Annotated in this window: 15 protein-coding genes; 6 read left to right on the top strand and 9 right to left on the bottom strand. The window is 66.0% G+C overall.

The genetic code is table 11. The annotated features are described in order from the left end of the window. Nucleotides 1-42 precede the first annotated feature (42 nt). From QN239_RS03355 to QN239_RS03345, 3 genes are all read left to right on the top strand, one after another. The gene (locus QN239_RS03355; protein ID WP_090359245.1) at nt 43-804 is read left to right on the top strand and encodes an alpha/beta hydrolase family protein; all 762 of its coding nucleotides are present in this window, start codon (nt 43-45) and stop codon (nt 802-804) included. A 127-nt stretch (nt 805-931) separates the two neighbouring features. Beyond that, nucleotides 932-1,384 (top strand): DUF5994 family protein, encoded by a 453-nt coding sequence (locus tag QN239_RS03350; RefSeq protein WP_499008172.1) that lies wholly within the window; start codon nt 932-934, stop codon nt 1,382-1,384. Continuing rightward, nucleotides 1,377-2,507 (top strand): N(5)-(carboxyethyl)ornithine synthase, encoded by a 1,131-nt coding sequence (locus tag QN239_RS03345; protein ID WP_499008171.1) that lies wholly within the window; start codon nt 1,377-1,379, stop codon nt 2,505-2,507. Before QN239_RS03350 ends, QN239_RS03345 begins: the two co-directional genes overlap by 8 nt. A 7-nt stretch (nt 2,508-2,514) precedes the next feature. Here the strand turns inward: QN239_RS03345 and QN239_RS03340 are convergent, their stop codons facing one another. Beyond that, nucleotides 2,515-3,855, bottom strand: a complete 1,341-nt coding sequence (locus QN239_RS03340) for an FAD-dependent oxidoreductase (protein WP_499008170.1) — start codon at nt 3,853-3,855, stop codon at nt 2,515-2,517. Nucleotides 3,856-3,942: 87 nt separating this feature from the next. Between QN239_RS03340 and ygiD the strand changes: the two genes are divergently transcribed. Then, on the top strand, nt 3,943-4,710 hold the full coding sequence (gene ygiD, locus QN239_RS03335) for a 4,5-DOPA-extradiol-dioxygenase (protein ID WP_499016542.1): 768 nt from the start codon (nt 3,943-3,945) through the stop codon (nt 4,708-4,710). Nucleotides 4,711-4,777: 67 nt separating this feature from the next. Next, on the top strand, nt 4,778-5,527 hold the full coding sequence (locus QN239_RS03330) for a serine hydrolase (RefSeq protein ID WP_499016541.1): 750 nt from the start codon (nt 4,778-4,780) through the stop codon (nt 5,525-5,527). On the opposite strand, the gene QN239_RS03325 is transcribed toward QN239_RS03330, so the two are convergent. From QN239_RS03325 to QN239_RS03315, 3 genes are read right to left on the bottom strand one after another with little or no spacing between them, the layout of a single operon-like run. Next, the gene (locus QN239_RS03325; RefSeq protein WP_499008169.1) at nt 5,520-6,800 is read right to left on the bottom strand and encodes a GAF domain-containing protein; all 1,281 of its coding nucleotides are present in this window, start codon (nt 6,798-6,800) and stop codon (nt 5,520-5,522) included. The two genes, QN239_RS03330 and QN239_RS03325, sit on opposite strands and share 8 nt — an antisense overlap. Nucleotides 6,801-6,853: 53 nt before the next feature. Further along, nucleotides 6,854-7,666, bottom strand: a complete 813-nt coding sequence (locus QN239_RS03320) for an acetoin reductase (protein WP_499008168.1) — start codon at nt 7,664-7,666, stop codon at nt 6,854-6,856. Between the two features lie 35 nt (nt 7,667-7,701). Continuing rightward, on the bottom strand, nt 7,702-8,748 hold the full coding sequence (locus QN239_RS03315) for a 2,3-butanediol dehydrogenase (RefSeq protein WP_499008167.1): 1,047 nt from the start codon (nt 8,746-8,748) through the stop codon (nt 7,702-7,704). A 148-nt stretch (nt 8,749-8,896) separates the two neighbouring features. On the opposite strand from QN239_RS03315, the gene QN239_RS03310 reads away from it, so the two are divergent. After that, nucleotides 8,897-10,720 (top strand): NAD(P)-binding domain-containing protein, encoded by a 1,824-nt coding sequence (locus tag QN239_RS03310; protein ID WP_499008166.1) that lies wholly within the window; start codon nt 8,897-8,899, stop codon nt 10,718-10,720. Nucleotide 10,721: 1 nt separating this feature from the next. On the opposite strand, the gene QN239_RS03305 is transcribed toward QN239_RS03310, so the two are convergent. The 5 genes from QN239_RS03305 to QN239_RS03285 all read right to left on the bottom strand — a co-directional run bounded on the left by QN239_RS03305 (nt 10,722) and on the right by QN239_RS03285 (nt 16,410). Continuing rightward, a complete protein-coding gene (locus QN239_RS03305; protein WP_499008165.1) occupies nt 10,722-11,306 on the bottom strand; it encodes a hypothetical protein in 585 nt (194 codons plus the stop codon). A gap of 26 nt (nt 11,307-11,332) precedes the next feature. Beyond that, on the bottom strand, nt 11,333-12,580 hold the full coding sequence (locus QN239_RS03300; RefSeq protein ID WP_499008164.1) for an MCE family protein: 1,248 nt from the start codon (nt 12,578-12,580) through the stop codon (nt 11,333-11,335). Nucleotides 12,581-12,681: 101 nt separating this feature from the next. After that, nucleotides 12,682-13,152 carry a DUF5078 domain-containing protein gene (locus QN239_RS03295; RefSeq protein WP_499016539.1) on the bottom strand — a complete coding sequence of 157 codons (471 nt, stop codon included), beginning with the start codon at nt 13,150-13,152 and terminating at the stop codon, nt 12,682-12,684. Between the two features lie 16 nt (nt 13,153-13,168). Next, entirely contained in the window at nt 13,169-13,510 is a 342-nt protein-coding gene (locus QN239_RS03290; RefSeq protein ID WP_187097641.1) for a DUF732 domain-containing protein, read from the bottom strand. Continuing rightward, a complete protein-coding gene (locus QN239_RS03285; RefSeq protein ID WP_499016537.1) occupies nt 13,507-16,410 on the bottom strand; it encodes an MMPL/RND family transporter in 2,904 nt (967 codons plus the stop codon). Before QN239_RS03285 ends, QN239_RS03290 begins: the two co-directional genes overlap by 4 nt. Nucleotides 16,411-16,425: the final 15 nt, after the last annotated feature.

Here is a 16,425-nt window from a genome sequence, read left to right as displayed (position 1 = left end):
ATACCCTACGGATCGAGTCGGGGGCCATGGTAAACCTCCCCCATGGCTGAACGGGTGACCTTTCCCAGTGCGACCGGGCCCATGCTGGCCGGGGTGATCGACCTGCCCGACGGCCCGGCGCGGGGCTGGGGCGTGTTCTCGCACGGTTTCACCCTCGGCAAGGACTCACCCGCAGCAGCGCGGATCTGCAAGCAACTGGCGTCCGACGGGATCGGGATGTTGCGCTTCGACGCGCTGGGGCTGGGCGGCTCCGAGGGCGACTGGGGCGACGGATCCTTCACCGTCAAGGTCAACGATGTCATCGCGGCGTGCAGGTTCATGGCCGACCGCGGGACACCGGCGGACATCCTGGCCGGGCACTCCTGGGGCGGTGCGGCGGTCCTGGCCGCGGCCCGCCAGTGCCCCGGGGTGCGCGCCGTGGTGACCGTCGGCGCCCCCATCGATCCTTCGCACGTCGAGCACCAGTACGACGCCTGTCTGGAGCAGGTGTTCGCCGAGGGCAGCGGGCAGTGGATGGTCGGCGGCAAGACCCTGACCCTGAAGCGGGCCTTCGTCGAGGATGTCCGGGTGGCCAAACTGCACGACAAGATCAGAGGCCTGAAGCTGCCGCTGCTGATCCTGCATTCCCCGACCGACAACACGGTGGGAATCAAGAACGCCAGCGATATCTTCCGCACCGCCCGGCACCCCCGCAGCTTCGTGTCCCTGGAGGGTTCCGAGCACCTGCTCACCGGCCCGGGTCAGGCGCACCGCGCCGGCCGCATCATCGGCGCGTGGGCCGATGCGTATCTGGGTGACCGTTAGCGCCTACCATCAGCGCACCACTCGGTGACTTTCGTCCCTATGGTCTGGCTTCCCCGAAGTCATAGCGTCATTTGCACGTATCAAGCCGCGGCGGGCGGCACGGGGACAACAGGGCGGAAGTGCCACCATGACGACTCCCACACCGACGTACCGTGTACGGCTGCGACTGAAACCCGAAGGACCGCACAGCGGTTACGTCGACGGGGCCTGGTGGCCGCACAGCGCCGATCTGACGATCGAGATCCCCGAGCTGCTCGCGGCGCTCGAGACGCGGATCGGACCCGTCGATCGGGTGCTGTACAAGCTCAGCGAATGGGCGCAAGCACCCGCCAAACTGCCTGTCGGGACGCGCAGGATCCGACTCGACGGGTACCGGATCCAGCCGCCGCACACGGTCGAGGTACTCGGGTTCAACCGCAACAGGGTCGTCTTGCTGGTGGTCCCGCCGGACGCGAGCCCCGCGCACGCCGAGACCACGATGACCGCCGCGGCAGCGCCGGACGACGATTCGACGGTCGTTCAGCTGCTCGGCGACGGGGGCGGCGTGGCGCCGGTCCAGACGACGACGATCGATGCCTGATCTCACGCTCGGCGTGATCGCCCGCACCGGCAAGGAGAACGAACACCGGTTGCCGCTACACCCGGCGCAGCTGGGCCGCATCGACGCCGACCTACGCGGCCGGATCTATCTGGAGGACGGCTACGGCGCAGATTTCGGCGTCTCCGATGCAGAGTTGTCGGAGTCGGTCGCCGGGGTGCGCTCACGCGACCAGTTGATCGCCGAATGCGACGTCATCCTGTTGATCAAGCCGGAAGCCGACGATCTGGACCAACTTCGGGTCGGGCAGGTCCTGTGGGGCTGGCCGCACTGCGTGCAGAACGCGAAGCTGACTCAGCGCGCCGTCGAACGCCGCCACACGCTCATCGCTTTCGAGTCGATGCAGCACTGGAGCGCCGACGGTTCGTTCACGCTGCATGTCTTTCACAAGAACAACGAGATGGCCGGCTATTGCTCGGTGCTGCACGCGCTACAGCTCATCGGCTCCACGGGCACCTACGGCCGTCGGCTGCGTGCCGCGGTGATCGGTTTCGGCGCGACCGCGCGAGGTGCGGTGACGGCACTGACCGCGCACGGCGTCACGGATGTCAACATCCTGACCCACCGCGGCGTCACCGCGGTGGCCTCGCCGATCCACTCCGCCGACATCGTGCAATTCGACGAGCAGGCGACGGGCCCGGACGGCCGATCGCAGTGCTACGCACTCATCGACGGCGGGCGGACTCCCCTGTCGGAGTATCTCGCCGAGCACGATGTCATCGTCAACTGCGTCCTTCAGGACACCGATGCGCCGTTGACCTTCCTGGTCGAGGACGATCTCGCGGCGTTCCAGCCGGGCAGCGTGATCATCGATGTGTCCTGCGATGAAGGGATGGCCTTCAGTTGGGCGACGCCCACCTCGTTCGACCATCCGACATTCACCGTCGGCACCAACATCACGTACTACGCCGTCGACCACAGCCCGTCCTACCTGTGGAACTCCGCCACGTGGGAGATCAGCGAGGCGCTGCTTCCGTACTTGCGATCCGTGCTCGCCGGGCCCGAGGGCTGGAACGCCGACCCCACCATCCGCCGCGCGATCGAGATCCAGGACGGAAAGATCCTGAACCCGAACATCATCTCGTTCCAACGCCGGCAGGGGTGAGCACACGCTAACCGCGCCCGGCGCGGATCATCTCCTCGCGCGGAACCACCTTGACCCGCTCCCGGCCCTGCTGTTCACCGAGGGCGACCTCGTGGGCATCGAGCCGTTCCCATTCCGCCCACGTGGTGTAGTCGACGCCCTTGCCGGAAAGATACGCCAGGATGGCGTCGGGGTCGCCGACCTCGGGTGACCGCAGGCCCGGCAGGTCGGCCAGCAGACTGCTGACCGTCTCGGCCGCATCGGATTTCGTGTGGCCGATCAGTCCGATCGGGCCGCGCTTGATCCAGCCGGTGACATAGGTGGCGTCCACCACCATCCAGTCCGCGTCGAGTACCCGTCCCGCGTCGTGCGGGACCACTCCGGAGTGGTGGTCGAACGGCAGATCAGCCAGATGGGTGGATTGGTACCCGACCGCGCGATACACGGCCTGCACCGGCCAGTCGAGGAATTCTCCTGTGCCACGCACCGTTCCGTCACCGATCAGCTCGGTGCGCTCCGTTCGCAGCCCTTCGACGCGGTCCTCGCCGAGCACTGCCACCGGCGCCTGGCAGAGGTGGAGGTGGATGCGGTGCGGCGCCCCGGTGGGCTCTTTGTCCATATAGCGCATCATCGTGTCGACGACCAGCTTGACCGATTTCGTCGAGTTGATCGCCTTCTGACTGGCCTCGTCGATCTCGAAGCCCTCCGGGTGCACGATCACATCCACACTCGGCGAGTGCGACAACTCGCGGAACTCCATGGGCGAGAACTTGATCTGGGCCGGGCCACGCCTGGCGAACACGTGCACGTCGGTGGCCCGGTTGAGCAGCAAGCCCTGGTACACGTTGCCCGGGATCTCGGTGCTCAGCTGTTCGTCGGCGGGTTTGGCGAGCATCCGCGCGATATCGAGCGCGACATTGCCCGCGCCCAGGACCGCCACGCTCTGGGCCTCCAGCGGCCAGGAGCGGGGCACGTCCGGGTGACCGTCGTACCACGACACGAAGTCCGCGGCGCCGTAGCTGCCGGGCAGGTCGATTCCGGGGATGTCCAGTGGACGGTCCCCGCGGGCGCCGGTGGAGAAGATCACCGCGTCGTAGTGGCGGCGCAGGTCGGCGAGGGTGATATCGCTGCCGTAGTGCACATTGCCGAGGAAGCGAATCTCGTCCCGGGACAGCACCCGGCGCAGCGCCTTGACGATCTCCTTGATCCGCGGGTGATCAGGCGCCACGCCGTAGCGCACCAGGCCGTAGGGGGCGGGCAGTCGGTCGAACAGGTCGACCCGGGCACCGGGATGTTCGCTGGTCAGGATGTCGGACGCATAGATCCCGGCCGGACCGGCCCCGACCACCGCCACACGGATGTCACGCACTCAGCACCTCACTCAAGTAAATAAGGCGAGCCTAATTTGATATGTCGGCGCCGCAAGGCCTACGTCGGAGACAATGGCGGGATGAGAATGCCCGCCGCCTTCTTCGGACACGGCAGCCCGATGAACGCGCTCGAGACCAACCGCTACACCCTCGCCTGGCAGCAGTTCGGCCAATCCGTGCCACGGCCACGGGCCATCCTGGTCATCAGCGCACACTGGTACATCAACGCCACCGCGGTGACGGCGATGCCCCGGCCCCGGACCATCCACGACTTCTACGGCTTCCCGCGCGAGCTCTACGACATGCGTTACCCCGCACCGGGTTTACCGGATCTGGCCGGCGAGATCGCCGATATCGTCGAACCCACCTGGGTGGGCTCCGACGTCGACAGCTGGGGTATCGACCACGGCACCTGGTCGGTGCTGGTGCATGCCTTCCCCGACGCCGACATCCCCGTCGTCCAGTTGTCGATCAATGCCGAGAAGTCGCTCGACTACCACCTCGATCTGGGGGCCCGGCTGGCCCCGCTGCGCGACAGCGGCATCCTCATCGTCGGCAGCGGAAACATCGTGCACAATCTGCGCGCCATGGATCCGGGCACCCCGGATACCGGATTCGATTGGGCCGCACGATTCGACGAATCCGCCCGCGAGCTGCTCACCGCTTCCCCGGCGGATATGGCGCGACTCACCGAACACCCCGACTACGCCGCGGCGGTGCCCACCCCCGACCATTTCATCCCGTCGCTGTACTTCGCCGGGTTGCTCGCGGCGGCGGGACCGTCCGCCGCCCCCGACACGCTGATCGACGGATATACCTACGGTTCGTTGTCGATGACGTCGTACGCCGCCTGACCGGGATACTGTGTGCGGCGTGGGTGCACGCATGGGTCGCTTGGCGCTGGTCGTGGCCACCCTGCTGATGCTCACCGGATTCGTCGCCCCGGCGGCCCGCGCGGACCTGCAGTCCCGTATCGCCGCGGCCGACAGCTATCTGGCCTCCCGACCGGGTGTGATCGGTTATGTCCTGCGGGACCGCAGCACCGGGCAGAGATACGCCAACGCGGCCGCCGACACCATGATCTGGACCGCCTCCACCATCAAGCTCGCGATGGTGGTCGATCTGCTGACCCGTGAACGCGCCGGGGCGCTGCGGCTTTCCGCTGCGGACCGTCAGCTGATGATCGCCATGCTGCGCGACTCGGACAACGACGCCGCCGATACGCTGTGGTCGCGCTACGGCGGGCCCGACCATCGGGCGTTCAACACCGACTTCCCGAGCTACGGATTGACATCCCTGCAGCCACAACCGGGGTTCGGAGATGTGTTCCCCTATTGGGGCTTTCAGAAGGCCACGGCCAACGACCTCGACCGCCTGATGAATTACGTGCTGACCCAGATGAATTCCGCCGATGCCGCGGCGATCGCCAGTGAGATGCAGCGGGTCAGTCCGGATCAACAGTGGGGCGTCTGGGGCGCCGGACCGGCGATGGCCCCCGGAAACAAGAACGGCTGGTCCCAGGAACAGGGCGGCTGGGTGATCAACTCGGTGGGATTCGCCGGGGCCGGCGCGCGTTTCACGCTCGCCGTCATGAATGCCCTCGGCGGCGAGGGCGGCTATGACGACGGCGTCGCGACGACCACCAGGTTGAGCCAGATCCTGCTCAGTTGATGCGCGCCGCCCGGATCGCCGGCGCACTCGACGCCGCCAGGAAGCCGCGCATATCGTCGGGATACCGCACATCCAGTTCCACCGATTCGGTGAAGCGGTAGGGCTGTGCGGCGATCACACCCGCCAATTGCTTTCTGATCCGCGACATCTCGGCCCGTACGGTGACCACCCGGGACCGGTCTCCGTAGAGGTCCTCCGCCAGTTCCGGTGCCGAGCGACCCGAGGGACAGGTCGCCAGCACATACAGGATCTCGGCATGACGCTGCGAGATGTCCCGCCGCCACGACCCGAACTGTCCGGCCACCTCGAGCGTCGGGGCATTCTGATCGCGGAGGTCCAGGGTCGCCCGCGTCGACGCCGCCACGGCGTCATCCTCGCCGACCGGTCGCACCAGCCACCCGCCACTCAACGGTTCCAGATCGCAGGACCCCAGCGCGGGAACCCAGGCCCTACCGGGTGTGATGTTCTGCGGCAGCAGGATCCGGTGATGCGGTGGGAGTGCGCCGACGGCGGCGACCCAGCCATCCACATCGACGGCCAGTGCGGGCCCGGCCATCCGGGCCAGGATCGGGGCGGCGACGGCCCGCAACTGGTTGAGCGTGCGGTCATGCGCCTCACGCAACTGGGATTCGGCCAGCCGGGACACGAGGTCGACCAGCGCGATGGTGGTGGGATGGACCGTTGCCGCCGGTCCCGACACGTCGACGGCACCGATCACCTGACCGGTGCGCGGATCCCGAATCGGGGCACCGGCGCACGTCCAGGCGTGGTGGCTGCGCAGAAAATGCTCGGCCGAGAAGATCTGCACCGCGCGCCGGGACACCAGTGCGGTGCCGATGGCGTTGGTGCCGACCGCCGCCTCACCCCAGTTGGCGCCCTCGATGAAACCCAACCGGTCCGCTTTCATCAGCACCCGGGGCGCCCCGGAACGCCACAGCACCCGCCCCCGCGCATCCGCGATCACCAGGATGTTGTTCCCGTCGGCCAGCACCGATTCCAGACCGCGGGCGATGTCGTCGAGTACGGCCATCAGCCCCGAGGACTGCCGCAGCGCATCGAGCCCACTGCGGTCCACATCCGGCGGGCAGTGATGTTCCGGGTCAATACCCCTACCCAGCAACCTGTTCCAGGATTCTTCGATGACCAGGCGTGGTTTCGCGGGGGAACGCCCACCGGCCATCGTCGCGTCGTACACCTCGGACAGCAGCAGCGCGTAGCTCCGCGGGTCATCGCCGAGCGCGACCGCGGGTTCGGGTATCGACGAACCGGGCATTGCCTCGATTGTGCTCCCCATCACACCGGCTGTCACGCGCGGGCGCCCGGGCCTCAGCGGTACACCATGCCACCGTCGATGAGACCGGCCTGGCCCGTCATGTAGTCCGCGCCGGGACCTGCGAGATAGGCGACGAAACCCGCCACGTCCTCGGGCGTCTCGGGCCTGCCCAGCGCGATCGTCGCGGCGAACTTCTCGAACGTCTCCCCCTCCGCCGCACCGGTCAGCTCGGCGAACCTCTTGTCGATCGCCACCCACATATCGGTGCCGACCACACCGGGGCAGTAGGCGTTGACCGTGATGCCGTCGGCGGCGTGCTCCTTCGCCGCGGCCTGCGTCAGCGCCCGCACCGCGAACTTGGTGGCACTGTACGGGCCCAGCATCGCGAACCCCTCGTGTCCCGCAATGGACGACGCATTGATGATCTTGCTGATCTTTCCCTTGTCCCGGTTCCCGAGCTCCTTGAACTTGGCGACCGCGGCCTGGATACCCCAGAGCACTCCGTCGACGTTGACGGCCCACAGCCGGGCAACTTCCTGCGGTGTCACCTCCGCCAGCGGTCCCACCAGGGCGATACCGGCGTTGTTCACCATCACGTCGAACCCGCCCAGTGCCGACGCCGCGTGCGCCACGGCGGCGAACACCGCATCGCGGTCCGACACATCCGCCACGAATGTGGTTGATTTCGAACCGATCTGCGCGATCTCGTCGGCGACGGCGGCGATACCGTCGTGCTGGGTGTCGACGAGCGCGATATCGGCGCCCTGGCGGGCCAGCTCAAGGGCGATACCCCGGCCGATTCCGCGCCCCGCGCCGGTCACCAGTGCGACCTTGTCCAGTAGCGGAGCGTCGATGGTGCGTGTCATGTGCTGTGCCTTTCGGTGTGTGGTTGTCGTACCGGTCAGCGGGACGGGTCGACGAGGACCTTCATCTTGGTGCCGGCGTGTAGGGCGTCGAACCCCTCGTCGACCACCTCGTCGATACCGATGGAGGTCACCCATCCGGTGGTGTCGTAGGCGCCCTGGGCCATCAGCCCGATCACGGCCTCGAAGTCGGCCGAGGTGTAGCACAGCGATCCCTGGATGCGGGACTCGTTCATCACCAGCCTCAACAGCGGTGTCGTCAAAGGCTTCTCGTAGATCGCCACGCTGACCATCGGCCGTCGGGCACCCACACAGGCCAGTGCGGTTTCCACCGCAGGCGCCACCCCGGCCGCGTCGTAGACGGCGTCGGCGCCGCGGCCCGAGGTGTGTTCGGCGATGAACGCCGGCACATCCACAGCGGTCGGGTCCAGGGTGCGGGCGCCCAGCGCTTCGATCGCCGCCCGCCGGGTGGGTGTCGGCTCGACCACGTAGATGTCCTCAAGGCCCTTGCCCCGCAAGGCGAACCACAGCCCGATACCGATCGGTCCGGCACCGAACACCATCGCTGTGCCGTCCGAGGGTGGCTCACCGAGGGTCGCCGCGTGGTAGGCCACCGACATCGGTTCGACCAGTGCACCCAGTTCCAGGGAGACGTTGTCGGGCAGCTTGTGCAACATGTCTGTGGGCACCACGGTGTACTCGGCCATCCCACCGTCGGACATCAGTCCGTGGAACCCGATCTGCGCGCAGATGTTGTAGTTGCCGGCCTGACAGGCGGGGCAGTGTCTACACCGGTAGATCGGCTCGACCGCCACCCGGTCACCCTCGGCCCAACCCTTGACCCCCGCGCCGACGGCGGTGATCGTGCCGGCGAACTCGTGCCCCATGACCAGTGGCAGCTGCTGACCGGTCAGCGGATGGGGTGCGGTGGGGATGAAGATGGGCCCGGCGAAGTATTCGTGCAGGTCGGTCCCGCAGATGCCGTTGAAGCCGACCTGGATCTGAACGGTGCCCGGCCCGGGCTCGGGCCTGGCCACCTCGGTGACATCGAGCTTGTTGGGTCCGTAGTACACAGCTGCTTTCATGCCTGGAGTCTGATGTGATGCGGGGCACACCCGAAAGGGTTGCAGGGGGTTGCAGTGCGGAACCGCCACCCGTCGGCTTCGCCCACCCGGGCGCTGCAACCCCCTGCAACCCTTGTGACGTGCGCCGGGCCGGCGTGTGCTGCATCACATGACCCAGACCGTTGAACTTCCCGATGCACCGCCCACACTGTCGCCCCAGGAGCGGGTCGACGCCTGGCTCGCAGATTTCGAACATGCCCTGGCCACCCGCGATATCGAGCGCGCCGTCGGCAAGTTCGCCGTCGACAGCTTCTGGCGCGACCTGGTGTCCTTCACCTGGAATCTCAAGACCCTGGAGGGTCGCGACGCCATCGGCGAGATGCTGGAGAACCGACTGGCCGGCACCGACCCCTCCGGGTTCCGGACCCGCGAGACCCCCACTCAGGACGGGGAGGTGACGACTGCCTTCATCGAGTTCGAGACCGCCGTCGGGCGCGGGGTGGGGCATCTGCGCCTGAAGGGGGATCAAGGCTGGACCCTGCTGACCACCCTCCAGGAGCTCAAGGGCCACGAGGAGCACAAGGGCGCCACCCGGACCCTCGGCGCCGTGCACGGCTCCGACCCCGACACCCGGTCGTGGGCGGAGAAGCGGCTCGACGAGGAGCGCACCCTCGGCTACTCCGAGCAGCCGTACGTGGTGGTCGTCGGCGGCGGGCAGGGCGGGATCGCGCTGGGTGCGCGGCTGCGCCAGCTCGGCGTGCCGGCCATCGTCATCGACAAGCACGAGCGGCCCGGCGACCAGTGGCGCAAGCGCTACAAGTCGCTGTGCCTGCACGATCCGGTGTGGTACGACCACCTGCCCTACCTGCCGTTCCCGCAGAACTGGCCGGTGTTCGCGCCCAAGGACAAGATCGGCGACTGGCTGGAGTTCTACACCAGGGTGATGGAGGTGCCGTACTGGTCGAAGACGTCCTGCGTGGCAGCCACCTACAACGAGGCGGACAAGCGGTGGACCGTGGAGGTCGACCGCGACGGCGAGAAGGTGACGCTTCGCCCGGCCCACCTGGTGCTGGCCACCGGAATGTCGGGCAAGCCGAATGTGCCCTCATTCCCGGGGCAGGACGTCTTCCTCGGCGATCAGCATCACTCCAGTCACCACCCCGGTCCCGACCGTTACGCGGGCAAGCGGGCGGTGGTGATCGGCTCCAACAACTCCGCGCACGATATCTGCAAGGCCCTGTTCGAGAACGGTGCCGATGTCACCATGGTGCAGCGGTCCTCCACACATATCGTGAAATCGGATTCGCTGATGGATCTCGGTCTGGGCGACCTGTACTCGGAGCGGGCGCTGGCCGCGGGGATGACGACGGAGAAGGCCGATCTGACCTTCGCGTCGCTGCCGTACCGGATCATGCACGAGTTCCAGATCCCGATCTATGACGCAATCCGCGAGCGGGACAAGGATTTCTACGCGCGGCTGGAGGCTGCCGGCTTCGACCTGGACTGGGGTGACGACGGTTCCGGCCTGTTCATGAAGTACCTGCGCCGTGGCTCCGGGTATTACATCGACGTCGGCGCCTGCGATCTGATCGCCGACGGCAGCGTCAAGCTGGCCCACGGCGGCGTATCGCACCTGACGCCGAATTCCGTTGTGCTGTCCGACGGAACGGAGCTGCCCGCCGATGTGGTGGTGTACGCCACCGGGTTCGGCTCGATGAACGGCTGGGCCGCCGATCTGATCGGCCAGGAGGTGGCCGACAAGGTCGGCAAGGTGTGGGGCCTGGGTTCGGAGACCACCAAGGATCCCGGACCGTGGGAGGGCGAGCAACGCAACATGTGGAAACCGACCCAGCAGGAGAACCTCTGGTTCCACGGCGGGAATCTGCATCAGTCCCGGCACTACTCGCTGTACCTGGCGCTACAGCTCAAGGCGCGCCATGCGGGCTTGCCCACTCCGGTGTACGGACTGCAGGAAGTGCACCACCTGTCCTGAGTCAGCAGCCTCCGTTGACGGTGCGGTCGGGCCTGCCCTGGTCGTCGACAACGATGTCGACCATTCCACCCCGGGACAGGCCCACCCGCACCGTGTGGGCGTCGATCCACTGAACGAGGTTCAGCGACAGGGCATCCGAATTCACGCAGCCCAGGCTGCTCTCCCGCGACAACAGGCCGCGCCGGGTGTGCAACCGTAGTTCCCACGTCATATCCGGCGCGTAGCCCGCAGTGCTCTGGTACACCACCACGTCCGCGCGACCGTCCGGCGAGGGGAAGGCGGACGGGGTGTTCATCGGACTGGCGAACGCGGCCGCGAACCAGCCGATGAATCCCACGGCCACCGCGGCCAGTGCGCACACCGCCACGCCCGCCCACTTCAGCGCTGTGCGGGCGAAGCCCAGCCAGCAGGCCAGGGCCAGAAGCAGGAAGCCCGGCACGCCGAACAGCACCGGGTGGTAGAGCCACGGCCGCAGGACGAAATACGGGTAGAGCAGGAATCCCCCGACCGCCAGGGTGCACAACAGCGCACCGACCAGGGTCAGGATCGCCACCACCGTGGCGCTCGAGCGTTTGGGACGAGCCACCCGGTCAAACTAGTCGATACCGGGCGTCAAGGGTTGATGGTGTGTTCGCCGATCTGGCGACCCCAGACGTACTCGGCGGCCAGCGGCTGGCCGAGTTCGAAGTGGTTGTAGGGCGCGATGCTGGCACCGGTATCCATCACCAGGTACGGCATCGGCCACAGGTCGCGGGTGATCGGCTGCCAGCAACCCGGCCGTCCCTCCGGACCTCCACGCGCATTGACCCGCGGCAGATTGTCCGGATACACGTAACCGTTTCCGGCGCCGACCAGTTCGTCGGCCAGCACCAGTGAGTAGCCGTTGCCGCCGAGCATATCGGCGAATTTGGGTGCGACATTGTGGAAGTTACGCAACGTGCACAACAGCTCGGGGCTGTAGTAGTCCAGCAGCTTGCTCGTCGGCAGCAGGTCCTGCGCACCACGGACCAGATACGGCCCACCACGCTCGAAGATGTCCCCGGCGTTGTTGCCGAACCCGACCGCCGACATCAACGCCTTGTCGACATCACCGCGCTGCGCATTGAGCGTCCTCGCGGTGACCACCGCATGGTCGAGCCCGTCGAACAGATCCGGAGCCGCATCGGCATACACCCCGGACAGATCCGCCAACCCCCTGGTGTCCCTGCGGATCTGCGGCATCCGGGCATTGAGCTCACCCAGAATGTCATTTCCGTTGACCAGCGACTGACCGAACTTGTCCCCCAACCCGTCCAGCGCCTGCGCCGCCGCGGTCAACGTCTGGTTCAGCTTCACCGGATCGACCTGCTGGGCGATCCCCATGATCGTCTCGAACAACGTGTTGAACTCCGTGGTGGTGCTCGTCGCATTGATCACCGCACCCGGCTTGAGCTTGTCCGACGACGGATCGGCCGGGGACAGGAACGAGATGTACTTGTTGCCGAACACCGTCGTGGCGCGCAATTCTGCGTCCACATTGGCCGGGATCATGTTCAGATACCGCGGTTCCACATCCAGCACCAACCTGGCCCGCGACTGACCCCCGTCGGTCACCACGCCCGCAGATTTCAGCCGCCCGATCGGCACCCCGTTGAAGGTAACCTTGGATCCCTGGTCCATCGACAACCCGGCCCGCTCGGCCATCACCACCAGGGCGGCCTTGTCCTCGAAATAGCCGCGGAACTGCGCCCACGTCAGACCGAAGACCAACACCACGACAGCGAGCAGCACCACGCCGGCGATCCGGTACGGGGGTTCCTTCGCGTCGTTGAAAGGACCTTCATCGACGAGCTCCGGACCACCGGTATCGGGTACTGACACCTGTCGATTTCACCATGTCACAACAGTTTTCCGCATACGCGGACAGCTGTGATACTCACCGCCCGGGGCGGCACGTTGTGACTGCGGTAACAGTTGTAAGGCTAGTGCCAGTCCCAGACGGACATGTCGTTGGCCGGGTAGTTCTGGCAGATGTCGGTGGTGTGGGCGGCGACGCCTTTGTTGTTGAAGAACAGTTTTGCCCAGTTGGGCCAGCGCCAGGACATTTGTTCGTAGAAGGCGTTGGTGGCGGTGTCTTCGGAGTATTGGCGCCGTCCTGCGTAGTCCATGGAGAAGAACCAGTGGATGCGGTCTTGGGTGCCTTGTTGGTCGGCGGCGGGTTTGTTGTTGTAGTCGATCATGTAGCGCTCGTAGTAGACGGGTTCGACGTCGCGGGCGGCGGCCATGATCTGTTCGGCGGTGCAGGGGGTGCGCAGGATGCGGTTGGGGATGGGGTAGTCGTCGGTGGCGTCGGCGGAGGCGATACCGGAGGTGGCGATGCCTGTGGTGAAGGCGCCGGCCAAGGCGGCGGCGGCCAGGCCTACCCGGGCGGCGTTCCGAAAGTTGGTGCGCATCATGGTGATTTCCCTCCTAGGCAGCGTGGTCGATGACGCCGCGTTTTTCGGGGCAGTAGTAGTCGACGGCCAGCCCCACGAACTGCCACACCTGCTCGGTGCTGCTGTCGCGGTCCAGCTGATTGCGTACGAACGTCGCCGTCTGCGCCGCATCGGTGTCGACGTTGTTGTACATCCGCTTGCACATGATCTTGCCGATCCAGGCGTTGTAGTCCTTCTGCCCGTAGATCCCCACGGTGTGCAGCTGATGGGCGAAGTTGGTGTCGGGATCCCGGTCGAACGACGGATCGGCACTCGCGACCCCTGCGGTCGCGAAAGCGATTGCCGCACCAGCCATCACCATGGCTACGCGTTTCATGACAGGACCTCCTGGGGGTTCTTCTGGATGGGTGCCGGCCAGTTCTCCGGGACCGGGCGCTGACGCACCCGCTGCGGCCACCAGAACCACTTGCCCAGCAGCGCCGCGATCGCGGGTGTCATGAACGACCGGATGATCAACGTGTCGAACAGCAGACCCAGGCCGATGGTCGTTCCGACCTGCCCGATCACGGTCAGCTCGCTGACCGCCATCGAGATCATGGTGAAGGCGAACACCAGACCGGCCGAGGTGACCACCGATCCGGTACCGCCCATCGACCGGATGATCCCGGTGTTCAGGCCGGCGTGGATCTCCTCCTTGAACCGGGAGACCAAGAGCAGGTTGTAGTCCGCGCCCACCGCCAACAGGATGATCACCGACATCGCCAGGACCATCCAGTGCAGCGGGGTGCCCAGCAGGTGTTGCCACAACAGCACCGAGAGCCCGAAGGACGCACCGAGTGACACCAGGACCGTGCCGACGATCACCGCGGAGGCGACGATCGCGCGGGTGATGATCAACATGATGATGAAGATCAGGCACAGCGAGGCGATCCCGGCGATGATCAGATCCCAGTTCGCCCCCTCCTGCATGTCCTTGAAGGTGGCGGCGGTACCGGCCAGGTAGATCTTGGAGCCCTCCAGCGGAGTGCCCTTGATGGCTTCCTTGGCGGCCTGCTTGATGGCCTCGATGTGCGAGATGCCTTCCGGGCTCATCGGATCGCCGTCATGGCTGATGATGAAGCGCACCGACTTGCCGTCGGGGGAGATGAAGTTCTTCATGCCCGTTTTGAATTCGGGATTGTCGAACGTCTCGGGCGGCAGATAGAAGGAGTCGTCGTTGCGGGCCGCGTCGAACGCTTCGCCCATCGCCGACGAGTTGTCCTGCATCGCCGACATCTGATCCTGTATGCCCTTCTGGGTCTGATACATGGTCAGCATGTAGGTCTTCATATTCTTCATCGTCGCGATCATCGACGGCATGAGCGCCACCATCTGCGGCATCAGCGTGTCCAGACGCTCCATATCGGGCATCAGCTTCTGGATGTCGTCGGTCATGGTGTCGATACCGTCGAGGGTGTCGAAGATCGACCTGATAGCCCAGCACGACGGGATGTCGTAGCAGTGCGGTTCCCAGTACAGGTAATTGCGGATGGGCCGGAAGAAATCGTCGAAATCGGCGATATGGTCCCGCAATTCGGCGATATCGACGGTCATGTTCTTCATCTTGGTGACCATCGAATGCGTGGTGGCCGCCATCTGGGCCGTGATATTGGACATCTTGGTCATGTTGTCGATCGTGACCTGCATGTCATCGGCCTGCTTGAGCATGTTGGCCATCATGTCCTGCTGGTATTTCTCGTTCATCTTCTGCGACGTGCCCTGCATGCTGATCTGGAACGGGATCGAGGTGTGCTCGATCGGGGTTCCCTGCGGCCGGGTGATGGCCTGCACCCGCCCGATGCCCGGCGTGCGGAACACCGCCTTGGCGATCTTGTCGATCACCAGGAAGTCCGCCGAGTTCCGCAGATCGTGATCGCTCTCGATGAGCAGCAGTTCCGGGTTCATCCGGGCCTGGTTGAAATGCCGATCCGCCGCCGCGTACCCCTCGGCCGCAGGCAGATTGCCAGGCAGATAGTTTCGGTCGTTGTAGTTGGTCTTGTAGCCGGGCAGTGCGACCAGGCCGATGAGGCACAGCGCCAGCGTCGCCACCAGGATCGGCCCGGGCCAGCGCACGACCACGGCACCGATCTTGCGCCAGCCGCGGATACGCGCACTGCGCTTGGGCTCCAACGTCTTTCCGAATCGGGTCGCCACCGAGATGATGGCCGGGCCGAGGGTCAAGGCACAGAACACCAGGGTGACCATGCCGACGGCCAGCGGGATACCGAGCGATTGGAAGTACGGCAGTTTGGTGAAGTGCAGGCAGAACGTCGCGCCGGCAATCGTCATACCCGAGCCCAGGATCACGTGCGCGGTGCCGTGATACATGTCGTAGTAAGCGGCTTCCCGGTCCATACCCCGGGTGCGCGCCTCCTGATAGCGGCCGATCAGGAAGATCGCGTAGTCCGTCGCGGCGGCAATGGCCAGCGTCACCAACAGGTTCGTCGCGAACGTCGAGAGCCCGATGATGTCGTAGTAACCGAGGAACGCGACCGCACCGCGGGTGGCGGCCAGGCCCAGCACCACCATCACCAAGGTCAGCAGCACCGAGACCACCGATCGGTAGATCAGCAGCATCATCACGATGATCACCGCGAACGTCAGCGCCTCGATCACCTTGAGGCTGCGGTCGCTGGCGATCTGCTGATCCGCCGTCATCGCGGCCGGACCGGTGACGTAGACCTTCACCCCCGGTGGCGGCGTCAGACTGTCGACGGCGCCCTTCACCGCGTCGATGGACTCGTTAGCCAGTGACTCGCCCTGGTTACCGGCCGTGTAGACCTGCACGTAGGTGGCCTTGCCGTCCGCGCTCTGCGCGCCGGCCGCCGTCAGCGGATCACCCCACATGTCCTGGATGTGCTCGACATGCTTGGTGTCGGCTTCCAGCTTCTTGATCATCTCGTCGTAGAACTTGTGCGCGGCGTCATCGAGCTGGTGATCGCTCTCCAGCACCACCATCGCCGAACTGTTCGACTTGAACTCGTGGAAGTTCTCGCCGACCCGCTTCATCGAGATCATCGACGGTGCGGCGTCGGGGGTCATCGACACCGCCTTCATCTGCCCCACCACTTCGAGCTGCGGGACGATGACGTTGAGCAGCGCGACGACCGCCACCCAGCCGATGATGATCGGGACGGCAAGCGTGCGTACCCATTTCGCGATGCCGCCACGGTCGTGCCCGGCGGCTCGCGGGGTGGCCGCGAAGGCGTCGGTGGGCGGCTCGTGCGGAGCACTCATGTCGTCGTGGGGTGC

It is taken from the genome of Mycolicibacterium sp. Y3, from assembly GCF_051188035.1.
Lineage (GTDB): Bacteria > Actinomycetota > Actinomycetes > Mycobacteriales > Mycobacteriaceae > Mycobacterium > Mycobacterium fluoranthenivorans.
The sequence above is the reverse complement of the archived record's forward strand: the minus strand, read 5'-3'. Positions and strand labels throughout refer to the sequence as shown.

Excerpts from the sequence above, each read along its gene's own strand:
- ygiD (WP_499016542.1), top strand. The coding sequence starts at position 3,943 with ATGCCCGCCGCCTTCTTCGGACACGGCAGCCCGATGAACGCGCTCGAG.
- QN239_RS03325 (WP_499008169.1), bottom strand. The coding sequence starts at position 6,800 with ATGCCCGGTTCGTCGATACCCGAACCCGCGGTCGCGCTCGGCGATGAC.
- QN239_RS03295 (WP_499016539.1), bottom strand. The coding sequence starts at position 13,152 with ATGCGCACCAACTTTCGGAACGCCGCCCGGGTAGGCCTGGCCGCCGCC.
- QN239_RS03290 (WP_187097641.1), bottom strand. The coding sequence starts at position 13,510 with ATGAAACGCGTAGCCATGGTGATGGCTGGTGCGGCAATCGCTTTCGCG.
- QN239_RS03320 (WP_499008168.1), bottom strand. The coding sequence starts at position 7,666 with ATGACACGCACCATCGACGCTCCGCTACTGGACAAGGTCGCACTGGTG.
- QN239_RS03310 (WP_499008166.1), top strand. The coding sequence starts at position 8,897 with ATGACCCAGACCGTTGAACTTCCCGATGCACCGCCCACACTGTCGCCC.
- QN239_RS03315 (WP_499008167.1), bottom strand. The coding sequence starts at position 8,748 with ATGAAAGCAGCTGTGTACTACGGACCCAACAAGCTCGATGTCACCGAG.
- QN239_RS03345 (WP_499008171.1), top strand. The coding sequence starts at position 1,377 with ATGCCTGATCTCACGCTCGGCGTGATCGCCCGCACCGGCAAGGAGAAC.
- QN239_RS03285 (WP_499016537.1), bottom strand. The coding sequence starts at position 16,410 with ATGAGTGCTCCGCACGAGCCGCCCACCGACGCCTTCGCGGCCACCCCG.
- QN239_RS03355 (WP_090359245.1), top strand. The coding sequence starts at position 43 with ATGGCTGAACGGGTGACCTTTCCCAGTGCGACCGGGCCCATGCTGGCC.
- QN239_RS03330 (WP_499016541.1), top strand. The coding sequence starts at position 4,778 with ATGCTCACCGGATTCGTCGCCCCGGCGGCCCGCGCGGACCTGCAGTCC.
- QN239_RS03350 (WP_499008172.1), top strand. The coding sequence starts at position 932 with ATGACGACTCCCACACCGACGTACCGTGTACGGCTGCGACTGAAACCC.